The following is a 12,071-nucleotide window of genomic DNA, read 5'->3' as shown; positions in this document are numbered from 1 at the left end:
TCTTTCAATAAAAAAACATGAAAATAATTGTCCCAATGGCAGGCCGTGGTTCACGCCTTCGCCCACATACATTAACCATTCCTAAACCTTTAATTCCTATTGCAGGAAAACCGATTGTTCACCGTTTAGTAGAGGATATTGCAGGCGTATTAAATCAAGCGATCGAAGAAGTAGCCTTTATTATTCATGAAAGTTTTGGCAAAAAAGTAGAAGAGGAACTAATTGCTATCGCACAAAAATTAGGCGCCAAAGGCACTATTTATTACCAAAACGAAGCTTTAGGAACCGGTCACGCCATTATGTGTGCCAAAGATTCTTTGAGTGGACCAGCAGTTATCGCTTACGCAGATACGTTGATTCGGGCTGATTTCGATTTGGACCAAAATGCCGACAGCGTGATTTGGGTGAAACAAGTAGATCAGCCGGAAGCTTTTGGTGTTGTAAAACTGAATGAAGCAAATGAAATAGTAGAATTAGTAGAGAAACCGGTAACTTTTGTCTCAGATCTTGCCGTTATCGGAATTTACTATTTTAAAGATGTGGCCGTGCTGAAAAACGAATTACAATTAGTATTAGATAACAATATTATCCACGGTGGTGAATATCAAATAAATGATGGTATCAAACAAATGATGGCTAAAGGCATGAAATTTGTTCCCGGTAAAGTGGACGAATGGATGGATTGTGGCAACAAGAATGTAACCGTTGAAACCAATTCCAGAATGTTAGGATTCTTGCATAATGATGGCGAACATTTAGTGGATTTTGATGTCAAATTAGAGAATTCGACTATAATTCCGCCTTGTTATATCGGTAAAAATGTAATTTTGATTAACGCAACTGTTGGTCCTAATGTATCTTTAGGAGATGGATGCCATGTTTCAAACAGTACAATAAAAAACAGTTTGGTACAAACCCATTCTCATATCAAAAATGCGAATTTAGACAATGCAATGATTGGGAATCACGTTAGTTTCGACGGTAATTTTTCCAGTATTAGCATTGGGGATTATTCGGTATTGGAGTAAAAGGATTCAATTAATGCACTAAGCAATAAGAATAAAACAATGTTGCATTTTTTTACCATATAAGTCATGTAAGTTTAAGTTTCAATTGTGTTGGCCTTATGTAACTTAAACAATCATAAGGTCATTTAAGGTTTAATTCTTATATGACTTATATATCAAATAGTATTTCACTCATTTTTTAGTATGACATTAAATAGGTCCAACTACTTAAATGCTATAATCAAAAATAAAAATATTTAATTTTAAACATACGAGTCTTGCAAGGCTATGTGGCTTCGCTTAAATGAACTATTGGTTTTACTTGAATTAATTCAAAACTTATATGACTTATATGTTTAAACAAGTATGCGACGAAATGTTATTATTTGTAATGTTAAGTGGTATTATATAAAAAAGATTCAGGATTAAAAATACAGCATGAAAAAAAGCGCTTTCATAATTTTATTTCTCGTTTTGCAATGCAATTCGGCTTTGCTGTGGGCACAAACAGAACCTGAGGAAATAAAGCTCGATACGGATCAGTTTCAGGAACTTTTTTATGAATCGTTGTTGCAAAAAGGGATTGAGAACTATGATAAAGCAATTGTAGCTTTGGATAAAGCCAATAAAATTAAACCCAATGATGCCGCCGTATATTATGAGTTAGGGAAGAATTATTTAGCATTAAAAGAGTATAAAAGTGCTTATAATTACTTTGAAAACGCCACTAAAATTGATCCTAAAAACAAGTGGTTCTGGATAGGAATGTATGATGTGAGTTACGAAACTAAAAATTTTACTCAGGGAATTACCGTCATCAATAAGTTGATTGAATTTGATCCCAAGTACAAAGAAGATTTGACCTCACTTTATATGGGGACTAATCAGTATGAGAAAGCTTTGGCACTGATTCAGGAACTTAATGAAACCATCGGAAAAACAGATAGAAGGGAATTATACAAAAGCCAGATTCTGTCTGTAGGAAAATTTCAGAATATGGAGATTACCAATCTGGTAGATCTGATTGCTAAAAACCCACAGGATGAGTTCAATTATATCAGTTTAATTTTTTTGTATTCGAAAAATAATGAAGAGTCAAAAGCGTTTGAAACCGTCAAAAAACTCGAAAAAGCAATCCCAGATTCGGAGTGGGCACAAGTAAGTGTATTCAAAAATTACTTGGATGCTAATGACGCACCAAAAGCCATTAAAGCAATGAATATTGTTTTGGCCAGTGCCAAAATTGATTCAAAGATTAAACACCGAATTCTGAATGAGTTTCTGGTTTTTACCGATAAAAATCCGCAATATTCGGCTGATTTAGAGAAGGCTGTCGGCTATTTTGACAAGGATACTTCCGTTGATGTTGCCAAAGAAATTGGGAAGTTTTTCCATGCTAAAAAACAGTGGAACAAAGCAATTATGTATTATGAAAAATCAGCAAATAAGGAATCTGATGATGCCGTCGGAATGAATTTACTTTTGCTTCAAGCGCATACGGAGATGAAACAATTTGATACAGTAGCTAGGAAAGCTTCGGCACTTATGGAGACTTTTCCAACGCAGCCTCAGTTTTATTATTATGCGGGTTTAGCCAACAATCAGCTGCAACAATTTAAAAAGGCGAAGGGTTTTTTAGAAATGGGCATGGATTATGTAGTGGAGAATAAAGAGTTGGAAATCAATTTCAATATTCAACTTGGAGAAGCGTATAATGGTTTGGGAGATTTCAAGAAAAAAGACTCGTTTTTCTCTAAAGCCAATCAATTATTAAAAGAAAAAAAATAATGAAAAAAATTTCAATAGTAGTTCTACTTACTGTTTTTATGATTTCTTGTAAATCTAAAGCCATTGTGGTTGCTGCCAGTAATGAGCCCGTTGCTGAAGCGGGGTATATGTCAGCCAAAAAAATAATAGAAAATCATTATAACAATAAAAATGAATTTTCTACATTATACATTAAGTCAAGCGCGCGTTATGCGGATGACAAGCAGACCCAAAACGTTACCGCAGAAATTAAAATCAAGAAAGACGAACAAATTTTAGTAAGCATTCGTTTTCTTGGAATTACAATGGCAAAAGCATTGATTACGCCTTCCACGGTGAGCTATTACGAAAAAATCAACGGAAACTATTTTGAAGGGGATTTCAGCAGTTTAAGCCAGTGGTTAGGAACGGATTTGGATTATAATAAAATCCAGAACATGTTATTAGGTCAGGCTATTGATGATTTGACTAAAGGAAAATATCTAGAAACATTATTGGAACAAACCTATCGATTAGATGATACATCGAACAAAAACACAAAAAAATCATTCTTTTTAGATGCCGATAAATTTTTAGTTCAAAAGCAAGAAATTACACAAACTGCCGAAGAGCGAACGATCAAAGTTACATACACAGACAACAAAGTATACAACGAGACAACATTGCCTACAAGTGTTTTAATTAATACGTTTCAGAAGAAAGGAACTACCGAAATCAGTTTAGATTACAATACGGTAACTTTCAATGAAGAACTTTCTTTTCCTTATAGTGTTCCAAATGGGTACAAAAGAATTATAATTAAGTAAATTAGCAAAAATATTTTTCCGATATGCCAAAATTTCTCCTAAGCCTAATTTTAATTTGTACCACTTCATTACTATGGAGTCAGGAATCCCAACAAGAAAAATTAGAAGAACGTAAAGCTCAAATTCAAAAAGAAATTCGAGAAAATGAAAGATTACTGCAGAATGTAAAGAAAAAAGAGAAATCCGCTCTCAATGTGGTGATTATTCAAAGTACTAAAATAAGGCTTAAAGAAAAATTAATAAATACCACTGAAAAGCAAACCAAGTTGCTTAACAACGATATGTATATTAATCAGGTTCAGATCAATAAATTAAAAAAAGAATTGGGGGAACTGAAGGAGGATTATGCCGAAATGATTTTAAAATCATATAAAAGCCGTTCGTCAGAAAGTAGAGCGATGTTTTTATTGTCTTCTGAAAACTTTTTACAGGCATACAAAAGAGCGCAGTACATGAAGCAGTACACCAGTTATAGAAAAGCACAGGGCGAGGAAATTAAATCTAAGTCGACCAAGTTATTGGACTATAATGATAAATTAAACATTCAAAAAAAGGAAAAACAAAAACTGATTGCCGAAAACGAAAAGGAACGATTGGCTCTGGAAAAGGAAAAGAAAGAACAGCAAAAGGTAGTAAATTTTATCAAAAAAGATAAAAATATGATTGCCAAAGAGCTTAAGAAAAGACAACAAGAGTACAAATCAATTGACAGACAAATCAATAAATTAATTCGGGAAGCCATTGCGGCAGCCAATAGGAAAGCCGCCTTAGAAAAAGCGAAAGCCAATCCAAGTGCTCCGGTTTCCAGAGGTGCAGTGTCATCCTCTAAAATTGAGTTAACTCCCGAAGCTAAAATAGTTGCTGATAATTTTAGAGCGAATAGAGGAAGATTGCCGTATCCTGTTGAAAAAGGATATATATCATTAGGATATGGAAACCAAACCCATCCTTTGTTCAATACAATTACGGTTCACAACAGCGGTGTAGAAATCACTACGGACAATGGCGCAAGTGCCAGAGCTGTTTTTGGAGGAGAAGTAACCAGTGTCATCGTTTTGTCACCAGTAAACAAAGCCGTAATGATACAGCACGGAGATTTCTTTACGGTCTATCAAAATTTAAGCTCAGTGTCAGTCAATAAAGGAGATAAAGTGAGTATAAAGCAAAGTCTTGGAAAAGTAAGAACGAATGGCGAGACCGGAAAAACGATAATTAAATTTTTAATCCTACAAAATACAACCTATAATAATCCTTCAAGCTGGTTGTCCCCAAGATAGAAAATAGTTGTCTGATAAAAAAAGCACTATCAATTCAATCGAATTGATAGTGCTTTTTTTAGTTAAGGAATTCTTTAGTATTAATGGATAAAAGGTCTGTTGACGAAACCTTTTTGACGGTTGTGCTCCATTGCTGTAGTGTTAGTATAGATAGCTGTTTGATTTTTGAATAAATTAACGAATTTAGAACCTTTTAATGGGTTATTCTGCTTTATTAAAAGAAGAATGTACAGCTTTCATCATTCCTTCAGTAGACCAGGTTCCGGAAACTATAATACGTCTGATAGTGTACAATGGATCTGCAGGATCTCTTTTGGTTGATAAAATATAAGCCATTTCATAACCACTTTTCTTAATTTCAGGAATAGCTGCAGTATTCCATAATCCAAACGGATAGGCAAAATCCGTCACCGGTTTTCCTATGATTTCTTCTAATTTTGCTTTTGGTTTTACCAATTGTAAATTCCAGTCGTCGCCCATATATTTTGTAACCATGTGGTGATCCCAAGTATGCGCGCCTACCACATGTCCGTCATCAGATAAGCTTTTAATTTGCTTTTTGCTCATATATCCGGGACGATTAATTGAGACAGTCATAATATAAAACACGCCTTTGAAACCCTGTTTTTTCATTTCGGCTGCGCCAATGCTAAATTGTTCTTCTCTGGTATCATCAAAAGTAATCATGATTGGCTTTTCCGGTAAGGGACCATCAAATACTAAATAATCATAGAGTTGTTGTGGCAAAACGGTTTTATATCCTGCATCGGCTAAGGCTTTCATTTGTGCTGCAAAAGCATCAGGTTTTACGGTGTACACTTTCATGTTTCCGCTCGCACTGGCACTAAAATCTCGGATATTATGATAACATAAAACGGGTACTTCTTTTTTTGAAAGAATAGTCGCAGCATCAGCCGCTACTTTTTTTGGTGCAATAATTTTTGCAGGAACAGTTATAAGCGGGATTTCCGGTATTATTTTACGAGGTTCTGATTGGCATCCAACTACTAAAAAAAACCCAACAGAAAGGGAATAAAGAATATTCTTCATAAATCAATTGGTAAATTATTGGTACTGAATGTAAATTGGTTTTGGAGTAAATTTTACTAATTCCTCTGGGCTGTACATCTTCCAATCGTTTTTATTGTCATTTTTATAAAATAATTTAAAACCAGTGAATTGTACCGGTTCTCTATAAATATAACTCATATACGTGGACTTTTTTAGAATTTTACTTCCAAAACCATCCATGTCCATAACGATTTGAACTTCAGGAACGGTCTTGATTTCTTTATAGTTTTTTACCATGCCCTGAGTAAAACGGTGTATTACAAGCACTTTTGGAGTCAGTTTATTTTTGCGCACAATATTTGCCAATATGTCAATGGCATCGTTAATATCAGCGGCAGTGAAATGCCCGATTTTTGAACCTGGGCGCTCTCCATTTTTCATAGAAAACTCCGGATCAATTCCAAGGTGTACATTAGGCATTGAAAGGTATTGTTCCAGTTCTGCCACTTCTGCCTTAACGGTGCTGTGTCCCACCTGAATGTCTAGAAATACCAGCGCATTTATAGGTTTTGCCCAACTTATAATAGTGTCTATTTGCTTAAATGGCATACGCATGCGGTGCATATTATTTTTTCCCGGAGCGCCTTGAGCGGTAACGGCAATATAATGCAAAGCCGGAATTGCTTTTACAGTAGAATCAGCAGCTTGCCACTTGGCCACTTCACCTTGTAATTTTGCCAACATTTCTTTTCGGGGAATTTCACCTAATATTCCCATTCTGGTGGAATATAAGTTGCCGTAATAAGCAATGATTCTATTGTAGGGTAAGAGTGCGCCCGGTAAAGGATAAGGGGCTTTTACAGGCCATCTGCCCGAGGTGTCATTGTTGCTTAAGGCAATCATTCTGGTATTAAAATCAAGCGTGTCGATGGTAAGGGATATTTTCTTTTCTATCGAATCTACTTTTACGGTGGCCGGTTTTTCTGTTTCACTTTCATTATCAGCGGCTTTATTCCGATTACAGGCTAGCGTACTTAACAATAATACGGGAAGTGTGATATATGCAATTGTTGATTTTTTCATAGGTAGCTACTACTTTTTATTTAAAATGAAGGTCCAAGTTTAAAGATAATTTAATTCTGGGATTAATCACAAAGATATGATTTTTAAAGAACGTCATTTTGGTTAAACTAGTGTTTTTAAAATGGTGTTTTTTATATAATTTCCGTTTAAACTAGACTTTTGTGTAATTTTACAATAATCTTTAATCGAATTCAAAACAATATGAAACAGAATGTAAATTGCAACTTAATAATTGTGGGGAGCATTTTTATTTAATCCATATTTTATTTAAAAGGGTTTTTTGGAACAAAAAGAAAATACTAACTTTATAAACGTTTTCATTCCCTTAAACACAACAAAAATTGTTCAAAAACAGCCTTTCCTTTCTTCTTTTTTTATGTAGTGTTTTCACTGTTTTTGGACAAATAAAAAAAGATACCATAGCCCTTTCAGAAATCACTTTGAAGGGTTCGCCAATTAAAAATGCACCTCAAAACACTGCTTCTTCCGTTTCAGTGATTACTACTGCCGACATCAATAAAAGTGATGGCATTATACTGACCCCTGTACTAAACAAAATTCCCGGGGTTACCATGCAACAAGGTGCGTTGAACACCAACAGGATTACGATTCGTGGCATTGGCGCCAGATCTCAATACGGAACCAATAAAATAAAAGCCTATTTTGATGGTATACCATTGAGTTCCGGTGATGGTGAAACCACTATTGACGATATTGATTTAGCGTCAATCGAAAAAATAGAAATCATAAAAGGACCAAATTCTACGAGTTTTGGATCCGGTTTGGGTGGCGTGATTCAGTTGTTTTCAAGAGAAACTCCATTATTGGAATCGTTTGGAAAATCAACAGTTACTTTTGGGAGTTTTGGGTTGCTACAAAACCGACTCTCGGCAGGATACAGCGATTCCAAAACGAATGTATTTGCGAGTTTTACGGATTTACAAAGTGAGGGATTCAGGGAAAATAGTTCCTATGACAGAAAATCATTTAACCTGCATGCCAAACAAAAAATTAATTCAAAGGGTAGTTTTTCCTTTTTGGGAACATTCACCCGATTGAAAGCTTTTATTCCAAGTTCTATTAATGAGACGGATTTAAAAAATAATCCAGAGAAAGCAGCCGCTACATGGGCAGCCGCACAAGGTTTTGAGTCGTATGATAAATTCATGCTGGGTTTAGGATACGACCATCAATTTTCTGAAAAATGGTCGCTGCAAACCAGTATTTTTTCTAATTTTAAAGATGCTTACGAACCCAGACCTTTTGACATTTTGGACGAAAAAACAAGTTCGCTAGGCCTTCGTTCGAATGTGAATTACAAAGACCAATTGTTTTCTTTGCCCTTTGAACTGAGTTTTGGCACCGAATTATTGACGGAAAAATACGCGTATTCCCTTTTTAAAAATTTGTACAAATCGCAACCTGGTCAAGGTAGTTTAAAAGGCGACGAATTCAGCTCCATCGAACAAAACCGGAACTACAGCAACTACTTTTTACAAATGGAATTTTGGATTTCAGAAAAACTGCATCTGGAAACCGGAGTAGCATTTAACACAACCAAATATTCGTTAGAAGATATTTTCGAAAATAATTCTGGGGCTCAAAAAATGCCCTTTACTTTTGGAAATGTGTGGTCACCAAGAATTGGTTTCTCGTATAAAGTAAGCAAAGGAAAAAATATATTTACATCGGTGAGTAAAGGATTTTCGGTGCCATCAGTTGCTGAAACATTGACTCCAGAAGGGCAAATAAACACCGATTTGAAACCAGAAGTGGGGTGGAATTATGAATTGGGTTTCAAAGGAAACTGGCTTGAAAATAAAATATACACCGAAGTAACGTTTTATAGCACACAAATTGAAAATTTATTAGTGGCACGACGCACCGCCAATGATCAATTTGTTGGGATTAATGCAGGAAGCAGTTCACATTCAGGATTAGAATTCTTGGTTAATTACAAACTTTTCGAACTTACCCAATTTCAAATGACTTCTTATTTTTCAGGTGCGGTGAATAACTTTAAATTCAAAGAATTCTTGGATGGTGATGCTGATTATTCGGGAAATCAATTGACGGGCGTTCCTGAAAAGCAATTTAATTTTGGAGTAGATTTAACCACAAAAAATGGATTTGGTGTCAATACTTCTTTCCGAACGATTAGTAAAATTCCGTTAAATGATTCCAATACAAAATACAGTGAGCGGTATTCGTTGCTTGATATTAAAACGACCTATGTTTTCACGATTCTTAAAATCCTGAAAACAGAGCTGAATGCTGGAATCAATAACGCTTTGGATACTAAATATGCGGCTAATATTTTGCCAAACGCAGTTGGTTTTGGCACTGCTGCGCCACGTTATTTTTATCCAGGAAATCCCGTCAATTTTTACGGTGGTTTTTCGGTAGCGTTTCTTTTTTAGATAGGAATCCTAAGCCGATATTTTATTTTTTAATGCCCGCGACTTCTTTCTCGGTAACGATTTTGGTTTGTTTATTACTCCAGGAAGTCATAATGTAATTCATCACATCAGCCACTTCCTGATCCGTAAGTCCCATGGCCGGCATGCTGCTATTGTACTTGATTTTATTGACAGCAATTTCGCCACTTTGTCCAAATTTTACGGCAGCGATACTTTGATTTCTCTTAGTTTTTAACCAGTCCGAACCGTCTAGAGGCGGGAAGTTCTTACCATCTCCTTTTCCATTTGCGCCATGGCATTGCATGCAAAAATCTGCATAAATTTCTTTTCCGGGTGACTGAAGTTTTGCAGCAACTGCGGTTTCAGTATTCAAGTCAATATAGTTGTCTGCGGAAAATGGATTTGCAAAAGAGAAGCTTCCCAATACAAACACTCCAAATCCTAAAAATAATTTCGTTATCAACATCGTTTAATTTGGTATAATTTTAATAATTCCTTTTCCTTCCACGCCCATATAAATATAGCCATCCGGACCTTGTGCCACATTACGCACGCGACCAATTCCGGTTGCAATTTTTTGTCTGCCGATCACTTCGTTTCCTTTTAACTTTAGCAATTCAAGATATTGGAATTTCAAAGAGCCCACCAATAAATGTCCTTTCCAGTCTGGATATTTGTCGCTGGTGACAAAGGTCATTCCGCTTGGAGCGATGGACGGCAACCAATAATAAATAGGTTTTTGGATGCCTGGTTTTTCATTTTCTTTACTAATGGTGGTTCCGTCATAATCGATACCATAAGTAACCACAGGCCATCCATAATTGATTCCTTTTTTTATGATATTGATTTCGTCTCCACCTTGCGGACCATGTTCATGTTCCCAAATGGCTCCTGTTACGGGGTTTTTGGCCATTCCTTGCGGATTCCGATTTCCATAAGTGTAAATTGCTTCTTTGGCTCCGGTTTGACCTACAAATGGATTGTCTTTAGGAATGCTTCCATCATCATTTAATCGGTATATTTTTCCGCCATCACGCGTAATGTCTTGCGGATTTACAAAATGTTCGCCCCGCTCTCCGATGGAGAAATATAAATAACCATCGTCGTCAAATAGAATTCGGGAACCAAAATGTTGTCCTTTTGTAGTGTTTGGAGTGGCTTTGTAAAGTGATTCGATTTGTGTCAGCGCTCCGTCCAATAATTTGGCTCGAATGAGTTTTGTGTGACCGCCGGTACCTTCCCCTTCATCGGAAGCGAAGGTCATATAAATCCAACCATTTTTAGCATAATCAGGGTGTAAAGCGATGTCTAATAACCCGCCTTGTCCGCGTGCGTATACTTTTGGAACATTTTTGATTTCTGTTTTTGTTCCGTTTTTAATGTGATATAGAATACCACTTTTGTCAGTAACCAACATTGCACCGTCTGGCAACCAAGTCATCCCCCACGGAACAACAATATCTGCAACCACGGTTTCAAGCGTATAGTTTTTTACCTCGTCTTTAATAGGAATGTCATCAGATTTTACCTGAGCGTTACAACTTAAAGAAAGAAAGGATATAATTGAAAGTGAAACTAATTTAATTTTTTTCATGAGTATCATTTTTGGTCTTTAAAAAAAAGAAATCTTTTAAAGATAGTAAAAGAGGATTTAAAAAGGCAAATAAGTATTTGATTTTGCTTAGAATTAACAAAAGGGAGCTATTGAATTCCTTTTTTAGAGCTATGATTTAAATTTAGAATTGGACAAAAAACTCACCTAAAAATCAGGGGGTTAAATTTAATCTTCTTGAAAAAAAATTATTTCTTAGCGCTGTATTTTGCAGTTCTGTCGTTGTTGATTACCCCTTTCCAGTTCAATCCAAAACCAAAATCATTCACATTACCAGATGCATCTGTGTGTGGAATCATGTCAAGAGGAACGTCTTCTAATTGTTTTTCAACGGTTGTCATATTCAATGGCATTTACAATGGCAATAATCCGGAAGGTTCTGTTTTACCCGAAACAATATCCAATAAAGCTTCCATTTGAACACCAAATTCTCCCACGATGGCATCTACTTCTTTTTTAAATTCCCCAAAAACCATTGGATTAGAAATATTCACAGATACTAATACCGGCTTTCCTTTCATGGCGCTTTTAGTTTCCGTAATGGTATTATCCTTTTTTAGGCGCTTTGTATAATGGAACGGCAGAGCAGGCTTCACCATACATGATACTTCGTGCAAAAGGGTACAAGTAATGCGCGGCCAATACATAAGCCCGCATCGGAACCGGTTTTCTGGAGCATCCTTTTATAATAATAGGCTTGTTTTCATACGCTGAGTAGTCAATTTTAGGGAGTAATTCTTCATACAAGGATGCGTCTAAATCTTCCAAGGTTCCATTGATAATTTTCTTTGCAAATGGCGCCAATTGAATGGCAACCAAAATCGAAGCCCAGGCAGGAACAATAGCATCAGTGCTGCAGTGAATTGCCACATAGTGATCTTGATATTGTGACCAATCGTGATTTTTCAGTTCCTCTCTAAAGTCTTTTTCTTTCAATAAAAATCCTTCTAAAAGCCATTTTGAAATATCGATTTGCGTACGAATCCCTTTTGGATAATAGTCTTCAAGATCGAAAACTTCCAAAACACTATTCGCAACTTTATTTATTATTTCCATTTTTAAAAGTCTTAAAGTCGAATGTCTAAAGT

The 12,071-nt window shown here is 35.7% G+C and carries 12 protein-coding genes; 5 read left to right on the top strand and 7 right to left on the bottom strand.

What is annotated here, in order from left to right:
- Nucleotides 1-17 precede the first annotated feature (17 nt).
- The 4 genes from EKL99_RS12870 to EKL99_RS12855 all read left to right on the top strand — a co-directional run bounded on the left by EKL99_RS12870 (nucleotide 18) and on the right by EKL99_RS12855 (nucleotide 4,857).
- Nucleotides 18-1,028: a sugar phosphate nucleotidyltransferase gene (locus EKL99_RS12870; RefSeq protein WP_126567849.1), complete on the top strand. Its 1,011-nt coding sequence runs from the start codon at nucleotides 18-20 to the stop codon at nucleotides 1,026-1,028.
- 417 nt (nucleotides 1,029-1,445) lie between these two features.
- A complete protein-coding gene (locus EKL99_RS12865) occupies nucleotides 1,446-2,795 on the top strand; it encodes a lipopolysaccharide assembly protein LapB (RefSeq protein WP_126577087.1) in 1,350 nt (449 codons plus the stop codon).
- A complete protein-coding gene (locus EKL99_RS12860; protein WP_126457815.1) occupies nucleotides 2,795-3,580 on the top strand; it encodes a DUF4292 domain-containing protein in 786 nt (261 codons plus the stop codon). The genes EKL99_RS12865 and EKL99_RS12860 overlap by 1 nt, the downstream gene beginning before the upstream one ends.
- 23 nt (nucleotides 3,581-3,603) lie before the next feature.
- A complete protein-coding gene (locus EKL99_RS12855) occupies nucleotides 3,604-4,857 on the top strand; it encodes a murein hydrolase activator EnvC (RefSeq protein ID WP_126455028.1) in 1,254 nt (417 codons plus the stop codon).
- Between the two features lie 201 nt (nucleotides 4,858-5,058).
- On the opposite strand, the gene EKL99_RS12850 is transcribed toward EKL99_RS12855, so the two are convergent.
- Nucleotides 5,059-5,907: a polysaccharide deacetylase family protein gene (locus EKL99_RS12850; protein ID WP_126567851.1), complete on the bottom strand. Its 849-nt coding sequence runs from the start codon at nucleotides 5,905-5,907 to the stop codon at nucleotides 5,059-5,061.
- 15 nt (nucleotides 5,908-5,922) lie between these two features.
- Nucleotides 5,923-6,951, bottom strand: coding sequence for a hypothetical protein (locus EKL99_RS12845; RefSeq protein WP_126567852.1), 1,029 nt, complete (start codon nucleotides 6,949-6,951; stop codon nucleotides 5,923-5,925).
- 341 nt (nucleotides 6,952-7,292) lie between these two features.
- Here EKL99_RS12845 and EKL99_RS12840 point away from each other — a divergent pair, with 341 nt between their 5' ends.
- On the top strand, nucleotides 7,293-9,371 hold the full coding sequence (locus EKL99_RS12840) for a TonB-dependent receptor (protein WP_126577086.1): 2,079 nt from the start codon (nucleotides 7,293-7,295) through the stop codon (nucleotides 9,369-9,371).
- A 22-nt stretch (nucleotides 9,372-9,393) separates the two neighbouring features.
- On the opposite strand, the gene EKL99_RS12835 is transcribed toward EKL99_RS12840, so the two are convergent.
- The 5 genes from EKL99_RS12835 to EKL99_RS12825 all read right to left on the bottom strand — a co-directional run bounded on the left by EKL99_RS12835 (nucleotide 9,394) and on the right by EKL99_RS12825 (nucleotide 12,039).
- Nucleotides 9,394-9,837 (bottom strand): cytochrome c, encoded by a 444-nt coding sequence (locus EKL99_RS12835; protein ID WP_126577085.1) that lies wholly within the window; start codon nucleotides 9,835-9,837, stop codon nucleotides 9,394-9,396.
- A gap of 3 nt (nucleotides 9,838-9,840) precedes the next feature.
- Nucleotides 9,841-10,965 (bottom strand): PQQ-dependent sugar dehydrogenase, encoded by a 1,125-nt coding sequence (locus EKL99_RS12830; protein ID WP_126577084.1) that lies wholly within the window; start codon nucleotides 10,963-10,965, stop codon nucleotides 9,841-9,843.
- A 206-nt stretch (nucleotides 10,966-11,171) separates the two neighbouring features.
- Entirely contained in the window at nucleotides 11,172-11,324 is a 153-nt protein-coding gene (locus tag EKL99_RS14470) for a hypothetical protein (RefSeq protein WP_156063279.1), read from the bottom strand.
- A gap of 12 nt (nucleotides 11,325-11,336) precedes the next feature.
- Nucleotides 11,337-11,504 (bottom strand): hypothetical protein, encoded by a 168-nt coding sequence (locus EKL99_RS14465; protein ID WP_156063277.1) that lies wholly within the window; start codon nucleotides 11,502-11,504, stop codon nucleotides 11,337-11,339.
- Nucleotides 11,505-11,529: 25 nt separating this feature from the next.
- Nucleotides 11,530-12,039 carry a DUF2480 family protein gene (locus EKL99_RS12825; protein ID WP_126552907.1) on the bottom strand — a complete coding sequence of 170 codons (510 nt, stop codon included), beginning with the start codon at nucleotides 12,037-12,039 and terminating at the stop codon, nucleotides 11,530-11,532.
- Between the last annotated feature and the right edge of the window lie 32 nt (nucleotides 12,040-12,071).

Source organism: Flavobacterium sp. ZB4P23, assembly GCF_003970375.1.
Classification (GTDB): domain Bacteria; phylum Bacteroidota; class Bacteroidia; order Flavobacteriales; family Flavobacteriaceae; genus Flavobacterium.
This window is presented reverse-complemented; position numbering and strand designations above follow the sequence as displayed.